Here is a 17837-nt window from a genome sequence, read left to right as displayed (position 1 = left end):
GCCGTCGCCTCGCCCAGACACGTTATCGCGGCGACCCCCAGGCGAGAGTGCCCTCCAGGCAAACGGATAATGAATACTGTCCCGTCACGACGACGTTGCGTGAGATCAGAAGATGTTCCAGCAGTGCGAATGCCAATGTCGGCGGGCCTCGAGGTCGGCGCGGGCGCCGAGAACGCCGTCTTCGCGCCATGTCACGAGGTGCGCGACGCCGGGCTCGATCGCGCGTCCACACCCCGGGCACGTGTACGGCTTGTCGGACCTGCCGGGCCCGACGGGCTGCACCGACCACTCGGAGCCGCGGCGCACCTCTGTGCGGCGCCAGCCCGAGAGCAGACGATCGAACGAGTCGTCGGAGGCGCGGCGATCAGGGCGCCGGCGCGACCGGCCCTTCTTCGCCACCCGTGGTCACCACCAGTGGTTGGCGGTCCAGAAGGCGTACGCGTTCGCCCAGCTGCCGTAGCGGCCGATCGCGTACCCCGATCCCCAGCGCAGATTGTCGACGGGGTCGTAGCCGTTGCCCGGCACCTTGCTGCACGGCAGGGCCTGGACGAGGCCGCAGGCGCCCGACGACGGGTTCGTCGCGTTCGGGTTCCAGCCACTCTCGCGACTGACGATGTAGTCGACGTAGACCCAGTCGGCTTCGGCGATGCCTGCCGCCGCCATCCACTCGGCGGGGGCACCACCCCCCGAGTAGGGCGCCGGGGGCTGGTAGGGGGCCGGCAGAGCCTCTTCTTCCGCGCTGGTCTCCTCAGCGGGCGCCTCGGCAATCGCCGCAGGCTCCGGTTCAGGTTCCGGCTCGGGCGTCGGTGTCGGCGTGCGCAGTTCGGCCTCGTACGAGACCGTGGAGAGCGCCGCGAGAGAGCCGCCCTTCGCCGAAGCCGCGAACAGCTGCGCCTCGTCGGCTGCCGTCGCATAGGCGGACTGTGCCGAGTCCTGGCTGGCCTGCGCGATCTGCGAGCCCACGACGGGCGCGAGCGATGCGGCAAGGAAGCCGACCGCCGCGATGCTGCCGAAAACGGCCGCCGTCGCGCGCCTGGCGCTCCATCCGACGGACGTCGTTCGCGAGTCGCGGCGCTCAGCAACCGCGACGGCACGGCGAGAGCGCCGGGCGTCCGCAACGGCGGAGCGTTCGATGGCGCGCGCCTGACGGCGGGTCATGGGCCGGTTGTCGTTGTTCGCAGAAGTCACAGTGCTCGGAAGTCTACCCGATTGTTACCTGAATGAGACAACCCGAGTCGGCGGCCCTGCAGATTCTTCAGCGCACTGCGAGAATCACGCGCACGGCCGCGTCGAGCACGGCATCGACCTGCTCCTCGCGATACCCACCGCGCTGCGGGTGGAAGGCAGCGGCGCGCAACTGATCGGGCGTCACGGGGTCACCGTCCGAGAAATAGCGCGCAACGCGAGAGGTGACGACGTCGACCTCGGCGGTCGAATACCCCGAGCGAAACCAGCTGACGCGATCGAACCGCTCTCTGCGCGGGCGAGTCATCCGCGCGAGGAGCACCTGGGCCTCCGCACGGGCCTCGGCCACCCAGGCATCGGCGCCCTCTTCGCGGATCCGGGCGTCGCGCTCACGCATCGCGAACGCATCCTCGACGCGGGCCAGCACCGCGTCGACACCCGCGATGTCGTATCCGCCGCGCACGAGAGGAAAGGCCGCAGTGCGAACAGCCTCGCTCAACGATCCCTCAGTTCCCGATTCGAAGGCCGCGCGGGCATCGGCCAGGAAATCGTCGACCGCGACCGGATCGTATCCACGGCGACGGCGAGAGACCCGCGAGACGGGTGTACGACCAACGGCGCTCGACGTTCCGGCGCTCATGCAACCCCCAGCGGAGACAGAAAGTGAAAGAGCGCCAACGCGACGACCGCTGACGGAAGGATGCTGTCGAGCCGATCGAGCACACCGCCATGCCCCGGCAGCCACGAGCTCATGTCCTTGATGCCGAGGTCGCGCTTGATCATCGACTCTCCAAGATCACCCATCGTCGCCGAGCCGACCAGCGCAAGCGCGATGATGATCCCCGTCCACCAGGGAAGGTCCAGGAGCAGGACGGCGGCGGCGATGCCTGCCGCGACGGAGACGACGACCGCCCCCGCAAGCCCTTCCCAGGTCTTGCCCGGGCTGATCCGCGGTGCGAGCTTGTTCTTGCCGAACGCAAGGCCCGTCGCATAGGCGGCCGTGTCGGCGACGACGACCACGAGGAGGAACGCGATCACCCACAGCTCTCCGTCATCCTGCCGCACGAGCACCAGTGCGGAGCTCGCAAGGAAGGGCACGTAGAGCGGAATGAAGCAGCCGACGATGATGTCGCTGAAGATCGACGCATACACCCGCCCATCACGGGCGGACATCTGCACCAGCACGCGCCACACGACGATGAACGCGAGCGACACGAACACCGAGGTCCAGTGAACGGCGGTCGAGAACCAGAACGCGGCGCCGACGATGGCAACTGCGCCGACGAGCTGCGGGACGAGGTCGATCCGTCGACCGCGAGCCTGCAGGGCACGGGTCAGCTCGAACACGCCAAGGGCAGCAATCCCCACCGCGAGGATCGCAAAGGCCCACTTTACGAAGAGAAGGGAGGCCAGCACCGCCGCGGCAGCGACGATCCCCACGCCGATCGCGGCGAAAAGGTCGCGACCCGTGCGCTTCTTGATCATCTCGTTCGTCGCGTCAAACTGGTCACGTGCGCGGTCCACGCGATGTTCGAAGTCATCGCGTGCGCTGCTCAGACGGTCGTGCAGCGAGCCCGAGGCGATGTCATCCCGCGACAGATCCGCGGCAGGGTCACCCTGCCGTTCCTCCTCCTCGGGCGTTCCGGTCACCATCAGACCTCGAGAAGTTCGGCTTCCTTGTGCGAGAGCGCCTCGTCGATCTGATCCACGTGCTTCTTCGTGAGAACGTCGAGCTCCTTCTCACCGCGCACAACATCGTCCTCGCCGATCTCGTCCTTCAGCGCGCCGAGATCGTCCTTCACCTGGCGGCGGATGCCGCGCACGCGCACGCGGCCGTCCTCAGCCTTCGCGCGAACGATCTTCACGTACTCCTTGCGACGCTCTTCGGTGAGCTCGGGCATCGACACGCGCACGACCACGCCGTCGTTCGACGGGTTCGCTCCGAGGTTCGGCATGTTGCGGATCGCCTCTTCGATCGCACCCAGCGCAGACTTGTCGTACGGCGTCACCACGAGCGTGCGTGCTTCGGGATTCGCGAGCGACGCGAGCTGCTGCAGCGGCGTCGGAGTGCCGTAGTAGTCGACGAGCACCTTCTGGAACATCTGCGGATTGGCGCGGCCCGTGCGCACCGTCGCGAAGTCTTCTTTCGCGGCCTCGACGGCGCGGTCCATGCGGCTCGTGGCTTCAGCCAGTACGTCGGCGATCACGGGAACTCCATTCGTTGGGGACTTACGAGATTCTATCGACGGGCGGCGTCCGCGCCCGTCCGCAGCGGATGCGGCGTGCCGCGTCAGCTTGTGACGCTCGTGCCGATCCGGTCACCGCGCAGCGCGCGCGTGACGTTGCCCGCCGGTTCCATTCCGAAGACGCGCATGCTCATGTCGTTGTCCATGCACAGGCTGAACGCCGTCGAGTCGACGACCTTGAGACCTCGAACAAGCGCATCGCCGTACGTGACGTGATCGAGCTTCTCTGCCGTCTCGTCGACGCGCGGATCCGCCGTGTAGACGCCGTCGACGCCGTTCTTCGCAACGAGAACCTCGTCCGCGCGGATCTCCAGCGCCCGCTGGGCGGCCACGGTGTCCGTCGAGAAGTACGGCAGCCCGGCGCCCGCACCGAAGATCACGACGCGCCCCTTCTCAAGGTGACGCTCGGCGCGACGGGGAATGTAGGGCTCGGCGACCTGACGCATCTCGATCGCCGACTGCACCCGCGTCTCCGTACCGGCCTGCTCGAGGAAGTCCTGCAGCGCGAGCGCATTCATCACCGTACCGAGCATGCCCATGTAGTCGGCACGCGACCGCTCCATGCCGCTCTTGGACAGCTCCGCGCCGCGGAAGAAGTTCCCCCCGCCGACGACGACCGCGACCTGGACCTCCTGCGCCGCTTCAGCGATCTCGCGCGCGATCGTGCCGACGACATCGGGGGCGACGCCGATCTGGCCGCCGCCGAACGCCTCTCCCGAGAGCTTGAGCAATACACGGCGGCTGGTTGCTGGGGCGTCGCTGGTCACGATGACTTCCTTCTCTCGGCTGGCAGCAGCGTCCCCCACGCTAGCGCAGGGCACTCGTGCCCTGGCTGAGCGGACGCCCCGCGCACGACAAAGGGCCCGGGCCGCTCTCGCGGATCCCGGGCCCTTCGACGTGAAGCGAGCTTACGGTCAGGCGCCGACCTTGAAGCGCGCGAAGCCGGAGATCGAGATCCCCGCGTCGTCGGCGACCTTCTGGATCGACAGCTTGTTGTCCTTCGCGTACGGCTGGTCGAGCAGGACGACCTGCTTGAAGAAGGCGTTCACACGGCCCTCGACGATCTTCGGAAGCGCGGCGTCGGGCTTGCCCTCGTTGCGCGAGATCTCGGTGACGATGTCACGCTCCTTCTCGACGACGTCGGCCGGGACCTCGTCGCGCGTGAGGAACTGCGGCGCAGCGAACGAGATGTGCTGCGCGATCGAACGCGCCGTCTCGGCGTCGTCACCCGAGTAGGCGACGATGACGCCGACCTGCGGCGGCAGGTCCTTGCTCGTCTTGTGGAGGTAGATCTGGAAGGCATCGCCCGAGAGCGTCGACGCGCCGCGGAGTTCGACCTTCTCGCCGAGGACGGCAGCCTCGTCGGCGATCGCCTGCTCGACGCTCTTGCCGTTCGCGTCGGCCTGGAGCGCCGCCTCGACGCCATCGGCGCCCGCGGCCGCGACGGCCTGAAGGACGGTCTCGGCCAGAGCGATGAACTTGTCGTTCTTCGCGACGAAGTCGGTCTCGCAGGCGAGCTCGATGAGCGTCGCGGATCCTTCGCTCGTGACGCCGGCGACGAGACCCTCGGTTGCGGCGCGGTCGGCGCGCTTCGCGTTGCCCTTCGCGCCCTTGAGGCGCAGGATCTCGATGGCCTTCTCGAGGTTGCCCTCGGCCTCTTCGAGCGCCTTCTTCGTGTCGACCATGCCCGTGCCGAGCTGCTCACGCAGCGTCTTGATGTCGGCGATGCTGACGTTTGCCATGAGTGGCTTCCCCTTGGTGTCGGTGATGGACCGGAGGTGTTCTGTGATTCAAGTGTGCGGCGCGGGTCGCGCCGAGAACGAGGGCGGGTGCCGGGTCGGCACCCGCCCTCGCGACGGTCACTCGGCTGCGGGAGCCTCGGCCGGCTTCTCGTCGGCAGCCGCCTCAGCGGGTGCCTCTGCCGGGGCCTCGTCCTCGGCCTTCTCAGCCGGCGTCTCGTCGGCGGCCGGAGCCTCGGTCTGGCCACCCTGCTCGAGGAGCTCGCGCTCCCACTCGGCCAGAGGCTCGGCGTCGGCACCGCTCTCGGGGTTGTGCTTCTGCTGCATCCCCTCGGCGGCCGCGTCGGCGATGATGCGCGTCAGCAGCGAGACAGAGCGGATCGCGTCGTCGTTGCCGGGGATCGGGTACGCGAGGTCATCGGGGTCGACGTTCGTGTCGAGGATGCCGATCACCGGGATGCCCAGCTTGCGGGCCTCGTCGATCGCGAGGTGCTCGCGCTTGGCGTCGACCACCCAGAGGGCGGAGGGCGTCTTCGTCAGGTTGCGGATGCCGCCGAGCGACTTGTGCAGCTTGTCGAGCTCACGCTTCTTGAGCAGGAGCTCCTTCTTCGTGAAGCCCGTGCCGGCGGGGTCGTCGAAGTCGAGCTCCTCGAGCTCCTTCATGCGCGCCAGGCGCTTCGACACCGTCTGGAAGTTCGTGAGCAGACCGCCGAGCCAGCGCTCGTTCACGTACGGCTGGCCGACGCGGGTCGCCTGCTCGGCGAGCACCTCCTGCGCCTGCTTCTTCGTGCCGACGAAGAGGACCGTGCCGCCGTGGGCGACCGTCTCCTTGACGAACTCGTACGCGCTGTCGATGTAGGACAGCGACTGCTGGAGGTCGATGATGTGGATGCCGCTGCGCTCGGTGAGAATGAAGCGCTTGACCTTCGGGTTCCACCGACGGGTCTGGTGTCCGAAGTGAACGCCGCTGTCGAGCAGCTGGCGGATGGTGACGACGGCCATGTGCCGTTCTCCTTGTGTCGGGGCGCGCTCAGCGCGCCGTGTGCGGTTGATCTGCCAGCGATGCACTGGCGAGCCTGGTGCCCGACGCACTCCCACCTCCACGAGGGAGGACCGGAGGAAGTGCAGACGCGACCGAAGTCGCTGAGGCACGCGAAGTCATCTCGGAGACCGAGATGCGGATGCCAGTGTATCAGCACGGACGACCGTGATCCTCGCGGCGGCAGCGGACTCAGCGTGTCCACATCCGACGGATCCCCAGATTCTCTCCACATCAGGTACGCGCCCGCCCACACGGCGGCGACGGATCGGACACGGTAGCCGTATGCAGCGCCGACTCTCCCGCATCCTCACCGCCCTTGCCGCACTCGTCTTCGCCGCGATGTGTGCGGCTCCGGCACCCGCGCTCGCACTCGCGCTGCCCGATGAGGCGGTCGGGAGCGGTGCTTCGGTGGGCGATCCTCTGCTCGCCGCACCCGCGATCGGCCCGCGCGGGGCCGATCCCGCGCCCGTCGCCGACGATGATCTCGGCGCAATGCTCGGTCACGTTCCCGGGCCGACCGCCGAGGCCGAGGACGTCGAGCCACGCTGGGTCTGGCCGGGCGGCGTCGCCCAGGTGATCACGCCGTTCGAGCGCCCATCGCACGAGTACGGTCCCGGCCACCGCGGCATCGACATCGCGGTCTCCGGGGAGTACCTGGTCGCGCCCGACGACGGCGTCATCGCCTTCCGCGGGACCGTGGTCGACCGGCCACTCATAACGATCGATCACGGCGGTGGACTCGTCTCCACACTCGAACCCGTCGCCAGCGAGCTGTCCGCGGGGGATCCGGTCGCGCGCGGGGACGTCGTCGGAATGCTCGCCTCCGGCGGGAACGCCCCGGCGGGGGGCCTGCACCTCGGCGCGCGTCTCGACGGCGAGTACATCGACCCGCGCGGTCTGCTCGGAGCGCTCGAGCGCCCCGTGCTCCTCCCCTGCTGCTGAGGCTCGGCCGCGATCCTGGGCTCTCGATCGAGGACGGTGGACGTTCCGAGACGAGGCAGAGTCCGCGCTCACCCGGGAATCTCGGTGCGTTCGCGTTGCCTCAGGACGCCTGAGCTGGCGGGAAGGTCGTATTCGATGCTTGCGAAGAGGGGGCGTCAGGCGCGGGGATGCGCGAGGCGATAGGCGGCGCTGAGCCGCTCGCTCGAGACGTGCGTGTACACCTGCGTCGTGCCGAGGCTCGCGTGCCCGAGGAGCTCCTGCACCGCCCGCAGATCAGCCCCTCCGTCGAGCAGATGCGTCGCGGCCGAGTGGCGCAGCGCGTGCGGGCCGACGGCCGCGGATCCGACGACCGGACCCACCGTACGGGCCACGAGGTCGTACACGGTGCGCGGGCCGATCCGGGCGCCGCGGGCGCCGAGGAACGTGGCGGGCGTCGCCGTCTCGGTCCGCGCCGCGAGCGCGGCGCGCCCGCGGGTGAGAAAGGCCTCGATCGCGCGGCGGGCGGGGGCGCCGAAGGGCACGACGCGTTCCTTGGACCCCTTGCCGAGAACTCGGGCCGTGGCGCGTCCGAGATCCAGGTCGTCGACATCGAGCCCGCAGAGCTCGGAGACGCGGATCCCGGATCCGTACAGCAGTTCGAGGATTGCATGATCGCGCAACGCGATCGGGTCGCCTTCGGCGGCTGCATCAGCCGCCCGCGCCAGCATCTCTCCCAGCCCGCCGGCGTTCGCGACCTTCGGCAGAGTCCGGCCGCGCTTCGGTGTGACGAGGCGCAGGCTCGGATCGACGTCGACATGCCCCGCGTCGAGCGCCCACCGGAACAGACCACGCGCCGACGATGTGCGGCGCGCGAGCGTCGACCGCGCGTCGCCGCGCTGCGCTGCTCGCCACAGCCAATCGCGCAGGTGCTCGAGATCGACCTCGCGCAGCTCGATGTCGCCAGCCGCGTGCGCGAGGTCGGCGAGGTCAGCCGCGTATGCGCGCGCGGTCGCCGGAGACAGTCGGCGCACCACGGTGAGGTGTTCCGTGAACGCGGCGGCTGCCTCGGACAGGATCATGACTTCAGGATGCCGCGCCCGAGCGAGCCGCTTCCGCGCGGCGCGCCGGGCGAACCGCACTGCGTCCCTGCCATCCCGCCGACGTAGACGCCCTTGGGGCGGTGGGAACCTCACACAGTCGCCACCCACCCGTCCGGACGGGCCTCAGCCGCCCCTTGCAGGCTGAGCAGCCCGAGGGTCGCGATGACGTCGGCCGGGGCGAGACCGCTGCGACGCGCGAGATCTTCCACATCCCGCGGGCGTCGACGCGACAGCGCGTCGGCCACCCGCACGGCGTCGGGAGACTCGTAGGCGAGCGGAATCGGGGCGCTGGCGGCACCGATGAGCTCGCGCACGTCGTCGGCGCTCGTCACGCATACCGCGTCGTACTCGCGCAGCACGCGGTGGCAACCCGCCGACGTCGAACTCGTGATCGGGCCGGGCACCGCCCCGAGCGGTCTGCCGATCGAGGCGGCGTGGGCTGCGGTGTTGATGCTGCCGCTGCGGGCGCCCGCCTCGACGACCACCGTTCCGTCCGAGACCGCGGCGATGAGGCGATTTCGCGCGAGGAAACGCCACCTCGTGGGTGTGGTGCCGGGCGGGCATTCAGCGACGACTGCGCCCGTCTCGGCGATCTGGGCGAGGAGATGGGCGTGACCCGCCGGGTAGACGCGGTCTGCTCCGCCCGCGACGAAGGCGACCGTGCGTCCCCCGGCGCGGAGCGCCGCCCGGTGCGCCGCACCGTCGATGCCGTACGCGGCGCCCGACACAATGGTCGTCCCGCTCGCGGCGAGCTCTCCGGCGATGTCCGCGGCGACGTGCTCTCCGTAGGGCGTCGCGGCGCGCGCGCCGACGATGCCGACCGACGCACGGTCGACGAGAGTCGACGGATCGCCGCGCACCCAGAGCACGACGGGAGCGTGAGGTCCGAGATCGTCGAGCGATCGGGGCCACGCTTCGTCCCCGGGGATCACGATCTGAAGGCCGCGCCGGGAGCCCGCGGCTACGGCTGCCGCAACGAGGGCCGAGTCCCAGCGCGAGCGCCACCGATCACTCGCCTGCGCAGTCTCATTTCCGCCCTCCTCGGCCGCCGCGGCGACGCGAGCGAGGGACTCCGCCGCACCGAAGCGAGCAATGTGCTCACCCGCGGCGCGGTCGCCCGGCTCGATGAGAATCGACCAGGCGATGCGCGAGACGCGCTCGACGAGCCGGTCTTCACCCAGCCAGTCACGCGCCACCTCGACGTCCTCGGGACGGATGAGGCGCGACACGTCGAGGTCGTTGCTCACGCCGTCACCCCCTTCTTGAGAAACAGCGCGCGTCCGATATCGGCGGCGTCCGGAGCCGGATGATCGGCGAGGTCGGCGATCGTCCAGGCGACGCGCAGCACGCGGTCGTAGGCGCGAAGCGTGAGGAGCCCCCGCTGCAGGGCCCCGTCGAGCGTCTTCCGGGCCAGGCCGTCGAGGGCGCACGGCCCCTCGCGAAGCCAGGATCCCGTCACCTCCGCATTCGTGCTCCACGGGGTCTCCGAGAGGCGTGCGGCGGCGCGCTGGCGAGCAGCGATCACCCGTTCGCGGGCTTCGGCACTCGAGACAGCGCCCCCGGATCCGTTCCCGTCGAGGCGAGAGACGCGCTGCATCCGCAGATCGATGTCGACGCGGTCGAGCAGTGGACCGGAGATCTTGCTCGCGTACCTCCGCACGTCCGTCGGCGAGCAGGTGCACGTGCCACCCGCGACCCCGAACTCGCCGCACGGGCACGGGTTCATTGCGAGCACGAGCTGGAATCGCGCGGGAAAGCTTGCTGTGAACCCCGCACGGTGGATCGAGATCGCACCGTGTTCCAGAGGCTGCCGAAGCGCATCGAGCAGGGATCGCGGCGCCTCGGCGACCTCGTCGATGAAGAGCACGCCGCGCGAGGCCCGCGCGATCGCTCCCGGGCTCGCGCGCCGCGATCCGCCCCCGACCAGCGCCGCGAGCGTGGCGGAGTGGTGGGGCGCTTCGAAGGGAGGCGTGCGCGACAGGGAGGTGATCGCTTCGCCCGTCAGCGAGCGCACGGAGGCGACCTCGAGCGCCCCCGCGTCGTCAAGCGCCGGCAGGATTCCCGGAAGCCGCTGGGCGAGCATGGTCTTGCCTGCACCCGGCGGACCCGACATCAGCAGATGGTGGCCGCCGGCCGCCGCGACGAGCAGCGCGTCGACCGCCGCAGGCTGACCGACGACGTCGGCCAGGTCGGCAGGCGGGTTCACCGCACGCGATTCGGGTGCCGGGAGCACCGCGGGAACGGGATCCGGCCCCACGAGCACAGCGTCGTCGACGTCGGCCCCGTGCAACCGCGCGGCCTCGGCGAGAGACCGCACTCCCGTCACCTCCGCCCCCGTCACGAGCTCGGCCTCCGCGCGGTTCTCCTCGGGCACGACCACCCGCGGCCGCCCCGCTGCGACAGCCGCGAGCACCGACGGGAGCACCCCGGGTATGGCGCGCACCCGCCCGTCGAGCCCGAGCTCACCGATATGCACGGTGCGCGCGAGCGAGTCGGGATCGACCCGGCCGTCGGTCGAGAGAGCGGCCATCGCGACCGCGAGGTCGAACCCCGATCCCTGCTTGGGCAGGCTCGCCGGCGACAGATTGACCGTCAATCGCCGATCGGGCAAGGCGAGGCCGCTGTTCTCGCACGCGTTGGTCACGCGGCGCACCGCTTCTCCGAGGGCCTTGTCGGGCATCCCGATGAGGCGGAAGTCGGGCTTGTGCTGCGTGATGTCGGCCTCGACCTCGATGAGCGCGCCCTGCAGCCCCGTCAACGCGACCGCCCACGTGCGTACGACGATCATCGGAGACCCTGCAGGTGTTCGACCGCCCCCACTGCCGGATCCGCGCCCGTGACGGCGACGGCGTCGACCCGCACGCGTCTCCCGCGCGCGACGTCGGGATGCGCGCGGGCCCACATGAACGCGAGGCGCCAGAGACGATCGGTCTTGCGCGCGTCGAGCGCCTCCAGGGCGTGGCCGTACCTTCTGCTCGTACGCGTCTTCACTTCGACGATCGCGACGACGTCTCGGCGCACGGCCACGATGTCGATCTCGCCGTCAGAGCACCGCCAATTGCGGTCGACGATGTCGTAGCCGGCATCTGCGAGGTGCTGAGCGGCGCGCTGCTCCCCCGCGCGCCCGAGGCTCATATTGTGAGGCATTCCCCCACCGTGCCGCGATCGCCCCGATGGCGGATCGGCGCCTCCGCGTGATTTCGCGGGCGATGTGGACAGCGCGAGAAATCAGCCGGCTGTGAGCACGCTGCGCCGGCGCTACGGCTTGCCGATGGAAAGGTCTTCCGGCAACTCGAAGTCGCGCGGAGAAAGCTCCTCGATGTTGACGTCCTTGAAGGTGAGCACGCGCACACTCGTGACGAAGCGATCCGCGCGGTAGATGTCCCACACCCACACATCGCGCATCGTGAGCTCGAAGTAGAAGTCGTGCTCGGTGTCGTGCCGGACGATGTTCACATCGTTCGCGAGGTAGAAGCGCCGCTCGGTCTCGATGACGTACTGGAACTGTCCGACGACATCGCGGTACTCGCGGTACAGGGCCAGCTCGAGCTCGCGGTCGAATTCTTCGAAGGCGTCGTCATCCATGGTCATCCCATCCTACGAGTCGGCGGCTCCACGTCAGAACAGCGCCGGTCCCGGCCCGATCGCCCACGACCGGCGATGGTGGTCGGTGAGGCCGTGCGCGTCGATCGCCGCGCGGTGGGCGGCGCTCGCATACCCCTTGTTGCGCTCCCACGCGTACTCCTCATGCTGCGCGTGGAGGTCGACCATGACGACGTCACGCGCGACCTTCGCCGCGATCGACGCCGCCGAGATCGACGCGCGATCGCGGTCGCCTTTCACGACCGTGCGCACGTCCAGGCGGCCGAGCCGCGGACGCGCGGTCGCCGACAGATAGTCATGGCTGCCGTCGAGAAGCACGATCCCGTCGGTGGGATCGATGCCCGCCTCGCGCATCCCGGCGAGGGCGCGTGTCGCGGCAAGGCCGAGCGCCCCGACGATCCCGACTTCGTCGACCTCGCCCGGCGTGGCCCACCCAAGAGTCGTGCGCAGCACCCATTCCGCGGTCCGCTCCGCCACGGCGGGACGCCTCTTCTCACTCACGAGCTTCGAGTCGCGCAGCCCCTCCGGGATCGGTTCGTCTGCGACCGCGCGGTCGATGACGGATGCGCCGACCGTGACCGGCCCGGCGAGCGCACCCCGGCCGACCTCGTCGAGCCCGAAGACGAGCGGTGCGGTCTCGAGGAGGCCACGCTCGAGGTCGAGAGTCGGAGCGACGGGGCTCATCCTGCAGCGTCCGGTACGCCCGTGAACGCGTCGTTCTGCCCCTCGAGCACACCGAAGTGCGACAGCGGCCAGGTACGCAGCACCACGCGCCCGACGATCTTCTCCATCGGCACGAAGCCGCCTCCCGGCTGCTGATCGTGGTATCGCGAGTCCTGCGAGCGATTGCGGTTGTCACCCATGACCCAGATGGAACCTTCGGGAACCGTCACGTCGAATTCGTCGGTCGACGCCAGCGTCGATCCGTCGGGAAGTCTCAGGTAGTCGAGCTCGTCGACACCGGCGCCGTTGATCTGGATCTGACCGAGCTCATTGCAGCACTCGATGTGATCGCCCGGCAGCCCGATGATCCTTTTGACAAGGTGCTCCTCCGAATCCGATGCCGAGATGCCGACGCCCGTCAGAACCCAGTCGATCGCGCCCGCGATGCCGCCAGGGCCCTCGACATCCGCCCCGTCCAGCCATCCGCCCGGGTCGGCGAATACGACGACATCGCCGCGCGAGTATCCCGACCAGTTCACGGTCAGCTCGTCGACGAGAATCCGGTCGCCCGTCATGAGCGTGTCCTCCATCGAGGCAGACGGGATGTAGAAGGAGCGCACCACGAACGCCTTGATCAGCACCGACACGACGACCGCGACGACGACGATCACGACGATGTCGCGCAGGAAGGCGAGGATGCCGCGCCCTCGCGAGGGGCCGCCCGTCGCGGAAGGCTCAGATTCGGTTGTCATCTCTCACAGGATCCCATATGCGAAACGCCCCGCGACGATGACGTCGCGGGGCGTTCAGCCGATTCGAATCGACGATCAGGCGTTCTCGCGCTTCTCGCGGATCTTCGCCTTCTTGCCGGTCAGACCGCGCAGGTAGTAGATCTTGGCGCGGCGCACGTCACCGCGCGAGACGACCTCGATCTTGTCGATGATCGGCGAGTGCACGGGGAACACGCGCTCGACGCCGACCTGGAAGCTGACCTTGCGGACCGTGAAGGTCTCGCGCACGCCATCGCCCTGGCGGCCGAGCACGACGCCCTGGAAGACCTGGACGCGCGAGCGGTTGCCCTCGACGATGTTGACGTGCACCTTGACGGTGTCGCCGGGGCCGAACTTCGGGATGTCGCTGCGCAGCGACGCGGCGTCGACGGCATCGATGATGTTCATGATGAATCGCTTCCTGCGGCCGCCACAGGTCGCCCGCGATGAGGGGTGTTGAGAGAGCGGTGCGCATGAGACCCCCTGAAGAAGCGGATCCTCGACTCCCCTGTGGCAGAGTCGAAACCAGGCGCACCAACGGGCGCGCCGATCACGGCACAAACGCCTATTCTGCCACATCGACTGCGCATGCGGGAACATCCCCTTCAGGTGCTACGCGGATCCATGCGGAACAATGGCAGAACACGCGAAAGGACTCCCATGATCGAACTGCGCACACCGGCCGAGATCGACGAGATGCGACCGGCGGGCCGGTTCGTCGCCGAGACGCTCGCGACCCTCCGCGACGAGACTCGCGTCGGCACCAACCTCCTCCAGATCGACCGCCGCGCTCATGAGCTGATCCGCCGCGCGGGCGCCGAGAGCTGCTACCTCGACTACGCACCGTCGTTCGGATCCGGGCCTTTCGGCTACGTGATCTGCACGTCGGTCAACGACGCCGTCCTGCACGGGCGCCCGTACGACTACGCCGTGAAGGACGGCGATCTCGTCACGCTCGACTTCGCCGTATCGATCGACGGCTGGGTCGCCGATTCGGCCGTCTCTTTCGTCGTCGGAACGCCGCGCGACGAGGATCTGAAGCTGATCGAGACGACCGAGCGAGCGCTCGACGCCGGCATCGCCGCGGCGCAGCCGGGCGGCAAGGTGGGCGACATCTCCGCGGCGATCGCCGCGGTGGCCCACGGCGAGGGCCTGTCGATCAACACCGACTTCGGCGGCCACGGTGTCGGCCGCACGATGCACGGCGACCCGCACATCCCGAACAATGGGCGGGCGGGACGCGGCTTCCCTCTGAAGCCGGGCCTCGTCGTCGCGATCGAGCCGTGGTTCCTGCACACGACCGACAAGCTCGTCACCGACGATCGCGACGGCTGGACCCTCCGCAGCGCGGATGGATCGCGCGGGGCGCACAGCGAGCACACCATCGCGATCACGGCGGACGGACCCGTCGTCCTCACCGATCGGAGCTTCCTCTCGCAGTAGAGGAGCGGAGGCTTCCCGCACGTCACGAAACCCTCACAAGGCCCTCAGCGCCTTGTGAGGGTTTCGTCGCTCTCGGGAAACCCGATCGCGATGCGCCGCGAAACACCGCGTTCTTAGCGTGGGGATCACTGTCGTGACACCCCGTGCAGGAGCTGCGAATGAGCACATCGAACAAGACCGCCGGTCATATCGTCGTCGTCGGCGCCGGTATGGTCGCCCACCGATTCATCGAGAGCCTCCTCACCCGGAGCGACGCTCCGTGGCAGATCACACTGATCGGAGAGGAGAGCCGTCTCCCCTACGACCGCGTCGGCCTCACATCGTTCTTCTCGGGCACGACGGCCGATGAGCTGACGCTCGAGCGGCACCACCTCGAGGATCCGCGGGTCGCGCTCGTGACGGGCGACCCTGTCGTGCGCGTCGATCGGAAGGCGAAGACCGTTCACACGGCCGCGCGATCCGAGTTCGCCTACGACACCCTCGTGCTCGCGACCGGCTCCTACGCGGCGCGCCCCGCCGTCGACGGCGCCGATCTGCCCGGATGCTTCGTCTACCGCACGATCGACGATCTCGTCTCGCTCACGGACTTCGTCGAGGCACGTCGCGCGCAGCTCGGCCGGCCGCTCGTCGGCAAGGTCGTCGGCGGCGGCCTGCTGGGTCTCGAGGCGGCGGGCGCCCTGCAGGGGCTCGACGTCGACTGCACGGTCGTGCACTCGGGCACGCACCTCATGTCGGCGCAGATCGACCGCGCGGGCGGCGAGGTGCTTGGCCGCCTCATCTCGCAGCGCGGCATCGACGTGCGCACCGAATCGCGCACGACGCGACTCGACGCCGATCGCACGGGCCAGGTCGCGGGTCTCGAGTTCCGCGACGGATCGTGGGAGGAAGCGGACGTCGTCGTCTTCACCGTCGGCGTGCGCCCCAACGACCGCCTGGCGCGCGAGGCGATGCTCGAATGCGAGCCGCGCGGCGGCGTCCTCATCGACGACGCCTGCCGCACCTCCGACGACGCGATCTTCGCGATCGGCGAGGTCGCGAATTTCGACGGCCGCTGCGTTGGTCTCGTCGCTCCGGGCTACACGATGGCCGAGGTCGCGGCCGACCGACTCCTCGGCGGCGAGGCCACGTTCCCCGGCTACGACGAGTCGACGAAGCTGAAGCTGTCGGGTGTCGACGTCGCGAGCTTCGGTGACGCGATGGCCACTTCGCCGGGCGCGCTCGACGTCGTCTACACCGACCCCGTGGGCGGCGTGTACAAGAAGCTCGTGATGAGCGACGACGCTTCGACCCTCCTCGGCGGCATCCTCGTCGGCGACGCGTCAGCCTACGGATCCCTCCGCCCGCTCGTCGGCAGCCCCCTCGGCGCCGATCCCGCGGCATACCTCATGCCCGAAGGCGGCGTCGAGGCCCCTACGGGCGATCTTCCCGACGAGGCGATCGTGTGCTCGTGCTCGTCGGTGACGGCGGGGCGGATCCGCGGCGCCGTGCACGAAGACGGCTGCGCTGACGCGGGCGAGGTCAAAGCGTGCACGAAGGCCGGCGCCACGTGCGGATCCTGCTTCGTGACCGTCAAGAAGATCGTCGGCAAGGAGCTCGCATCTCTCGGCAAGGCCGTCAGCGACGCGCTGTGCGAGCACTTCGACATGTCTCGCCGACAGCTCTTCGACGCGATCTCGGTGTCGGGGCTCACGACGTTCAGCGCGATCATCGACCGCTTCGGCCGCGGTCGCGGCTGCGATGTCTGCAAGCCGACGATCGCGAGCATCCTCTCGGGTCTCGTCGGCGAGCACGTCCTCGAGGGCGAGACGGCGACGCTGCAGGACACGAACGACCACGTCATGGCGAACATGCAGAAGGATGGCTCGTACTCGGTCGTTCCGCGCATGCCCGGCGGCGAGGTGACGCCCGAGGGACTCATCGTCATCGGCGAGGTCGCGAAGGAGTTCGGTCTCTACACGAAGCTGACGGGCGGCCAGCGCATCGACATGTTCGGCGCGCGCCTCGAACAGCTCCCCCTCGTCTGGAAGCGCCTCGTCGACGCGGGCTTCGAGTCGGGGCAGGCGTACGGCAAGTCGCTGCGCACCGTGAAGTCGTGCGTGGGTTCGACGTGGTGTCGCTACGGCGTGCTCGACTCCGTCGGCATGGCGGTGCGCCTCGAGCTGCGCTACCGCGGTCTGCGCTCGCCTCACAAGCTCAAGCTCGGCGTCTCGGGCTGCGCGCGCGAGTGCGCCGAGGCGCGCGGCAAGGACGTCGGCGTCATCGCAACCGAGAACGGCTGGAACATGTACGTCGGCGGCAACGGCGGATTCACCCCGCGCCACGCGCAGCTGCTCGCCGAGGGACTCGACGACGACGGGCTGATCCGCGCGATCGACCGCTTCTTCATGTACTACATCCGCACGGCCGATCGCCTGCAGCGCACGGCGCCGTGGGTCGAAGAGCTCGAGGGCGGCCTCGACGGGCTGCGCGAGGTCATCTTCGACGACTCGCTCGGCATCGCAGACGACCTCGACCGTTCAATGGACAAGCACGTCGGCACGTACGAGGACGAATGGGCGGCGACGCTGAAGGATCCCGATAAGCTCTCGCGCTTCCACTCCTTCGTGAACGCACCCGATACTCCGGATCCGTCGCTCGCGTATGTGCTCGAGCGCGGTCAGGTGCGGCCCGCCTCAGACGAGGAGAAGGAATCCGGATCCGTGATGATCGCGGGTACGACGCTGGAGGTGCGGCGATGACGACGATCGGCGACGCGGCGGCGACCGCGCAGACCACGTGGGTGCGCGTGTGCGCGCTCGACGATCTGACGGTCGAACGGGGGCGCGCCGCCCTCATCGGCGACACTCAGATCGCGCTGTTCCGGCTGGTCGACGGCACGGTGCGCGCTGTGTCGAACTATGACCCGTACGGCCTGGCACACGTGCTCTCGAGGGGTATCGTCGGCTCCAAGGCGTTCACCGACGGCTCCGAGGTGCCCACGATCGCATCGCCCCTGCACAAGCAGGCATGGGATCTGCGCACGGGTGCCGTCGTCGAGACGCAGGGCAAGGACGAGCGCCACATCGCGGTTCACCCCGTTGCGGTGGACGACGGACAGGTGCTCATCAAGTGGAAGGCGGCGTGAC

20 protein-coding genes are annotated in these 17837 nt (G+C 69.2%); 4 read left to right on the top strand and 16 right to left on the bottom strand.

Annotated elements, in window-relative coordinates; genetic code table 11:
* Positions 1–105 precede the first annotated feature (105 nt).
* The 8 genes from C0012_RS08025 to rpsB all read right to left on the bottom strand — a co-directional run bounded on the left by C0012_RS08025 (position 106) and on the right by rpsB (position 6172).
* Positions 106–399 (bottom strand): hypothetical protein, encoded by a 294-nt coding sequence (locus tag C0012_RS08025; protein WP_110589118.1) that lies wholly within the window; start codon positions 397–399, stop codon positions 106–108.
* Between the two features lie 6 nt (positions 400–405).
* Entirely contained in the window at positions 406–1188 is a 783-nt protein-coding gene (locus C0012_RS08020) for an aggregation-promoting factor C-terminal-like domain-containing protein (RefSeq protein ID WP_232527833.1), read from the bottom strand.
* Positions 1189–1255: 67 nt separating this feature from the next.
* Positions 1256–1825 (bottom strand): DivIVA domain-containing protein, encoded by a 570-nt coding sequence (locus C0012_RS08015; protein ID WP_110589120.1) that lies wholly within the window; start codon positions 1823–1825, stop codon positions 1256–1258.
* Positions 1822–2838, bottom strand: coding sequence for a phosphatidate cytidylyltransferase (locus C0012_RS08010; protein ID WP_110589121.1), 1017 nt, complete (start codon positions 2836–2838; stop codon positions 1822–1824). The genes C0012_RS08015 and C0012_RS08010 overlap by 4 nt, the downstream gene beginning before the upstream one ends.
* The gene (gene frr / locus C0012_RS08005) at positions 2838–3392 is read right to left on the bottom strand and encodes a ribosome recycling factor (RefSeq protein ID WP_110589122.1); all 555 of its coding nucleotides are present in this window, start codon (positions 3390–3392) and stop codon (positions 2838–2840) included. The genes C0012_RS08010 and frr overlap by 1 nt, the downstream gene beginning before the upstream one ends.
* An 83-nt stretch (positions 3393–3475) precedes the next feature.
* Positions 3476–4198, bottom strand: coding sequence for a UMP kinase (gene pyrH, locus C0012_RS08000; RefSeq protein ID WP_110589123.1), 723 nt, complete (start codon positions 4196–4198; stop codon positions 3476–3478).
* Positions 4199–4345: 147 nt separating this feature from the next.
* On the bottom strand, positions 4346–5173 hold the full coding sequence (gene tsf, locus C0012_RS07995) for a translation elongation factor Ts (protein WP_110589124.1): 828 nt from the start codon (positions 5171–5173) through the stop codon (positions 4346–4348).
* Positions 5174–5290: 117 nt separating this feature from the next.
* Positions 5291–6172: a 30S ribosomal protein S2 gene (rpsB, locus tag C0012_RS07990; protein ID WP_110589125.1), complete on the bottom strand. Its 882-nt coding sequence runs from the start codon at positions 6170–6172 to the stop codon at positions 5291–5293.
* A gap of 322 nt (positions 6173–6494) precedes the next feature.
* Here rpsB and C0012_RS07985 point away from each other — a divergent pair, with 322 nt between their 5' ends.
* A complete protein-coding gene (locus C0012_RS07985) occupies positions 6495–7154 on the top strand; it encodes a M23 family metallopeptidase (protein WP_232527832.1) in 660 nt (219 codons plus the stop codon).
* Between the two features lie 155 nt (positions 7155–7309).
* Here C0012_RS07985 and C0012_RS07980 read toward each other — a convergent pair whose 3' ends face one another.
* From C0012_RS07980 to rplS, 8 genes are all read right to left on the bottom strand, one after another.
* The gene (locus C0012_RS07980) at positions 7310–8212 is read right to left on the bottom strand and encodes a tyrosine recombinase XerC (protein WP_110589126.1); all 903 of its coding nucleotides are present in this window, start codon (positions 8210–8212) and stop codon (positions 7310–7312) included.
* Between the two features lie 110 nt (positions 8213–8322).
* The gene (gene dprA / locus C0012_RS07975; protein ID WP_232527831.1) at positions 8323–9480 is read right to left on the bottom strand and encodes a DNA-processing protein DprA; all 1158 of its coding nucleotides are present in this window, start codon (positions 9478–9480) and stop codon (positions 8323–8325) included.
* On the bottom strand, positions 9477–11021 hold the full coding sequence (locus tag C0012_RS07970) for a YifB family Mg chelatase-like AAA ATPase (RefSeq protein ID WP_110589127.1): 1545 nt from the start codon (positions 11019–11021) through the stop codon (positions 9477–9479). The genes dprA and C0012_RS07970 overlap by 4 nt, the downstream gene beginning before the upstream one ends.
* The gene (locus C0012_RS07965) at positions 11018–11380 is read right to left on the bottom strand and encodes a YraN family protein (protein WP_110589128.1); all 363 of its coding nucleotides are present in this window, start codon (positions 11378–11380) and stop codon (positions 11018–11020) included. The genes C0012_RS07970 and C0012_RS07965 overlap by 4 nt, the downstream gene beginning before the upstream one ends.
* A 111-nt stretch (positions 11381–11491) precedes the next feature.
* Positions 11492–11818 (bottom strand): DUF2469 family protein, encoded by a 327-nt coding sequence (locus C0012_RS07960; protein WP_110589129.1) that lies wholly within the window; start codon positions 11816–11818, stop codon positions 11492–11494.
* A gap of 33 nt (positions 11819–11851) precedes the next feature.
* Complete coding sequence (locus C0012_RS07955; RefSeq protein ID WP_110589130.1) at positions 11852–12520, bottom strand: ribonuclease HII; 669 nt, start codon at positions 12518–12520, stop codon at positions 11852–11854.
* Positions 12517–13251: a signal peptidase I gene (gene lepB / locus C0012_RS07950; RefSeq protein WP_110589131.1), complete on the bottom strand. Its 735-nt coding sequence runs from the start codon at positions 13249–13251 to the stop codon at positions 12517–12519. Before lepB ends, C0012_RS07955 begins: the two co-directional genes overlap by 4 nt.
* Before the next feature lie 75 nt (positions 13252–13326).
* Complete coding sequence (gene rplS, locus C0012_RS07945) at positions 13327–13677, bottom strand: 50S ribosomal protein L19 (RefSeq protein WP_110589132.1); 351 nt, start codon at positions 13675–13677, stop codon at positions 13327–13329.
* A 252-nt stretch (positions 13678–13929) separates the two neighbouring features.
* Between rplS and map the strand changes: the two genes are divergently transcribed.
* The 3 genes from map (at position 13930) to nirD (ending at position 17836) form a co-directional block, all read left to right on the top strand.
* Complete coding sequence (gene map / locus C0012_RS07940; protein ID WP_110589133.1) at positions 13930–14712, top strand: type I methionyl aminopeptidase; 783 nt, start codon at positions 13930–13932, stop codon at positions 14710–14712.
* A gap of 158 nt (positions 14713–14870) precedes the next feature.
* Complete coding sequence (nirB, locus tag C0012_RS07935) at positions 14871–17450, top strand: nitrite reductase large subunit NirB (protein ID WP_198411098.1); 2580 nt, start codon at positions 14871–14873, stop codon at positions 17448–17450.
* Positions 17447–17836: a nitrite reductase small subunit NirD gene (nirD, locus tag C0012_RS07930; RefSeq protein ID WP_110589134.1), complete on the top strand. Its 390-nt coding sequence runs from the start codon at positions 17447–17449 to the stop codon at positions 17834–17836. The genes nirB and nirD overlap by 4 nt, the downstream gene beginning before the upstream one ends.
* Position 17837: the final 1 nt, after the last annotated feature.

The sequence above is a fragment of the Microbacterium suaedae genome, from assembly GCF_003254645.1.
GTDB classification, from domain to species: Bacteria; Actinomycetota; Actinomycetes; order Actinomycetales; family Microbacteriaceae; genus Microbacterium; species Microbacterium suaedae.
Note: the sequence above shows the minus strand (reverse complement) of the source record. Positions and strands in the feature narration are given on the sequence as shown.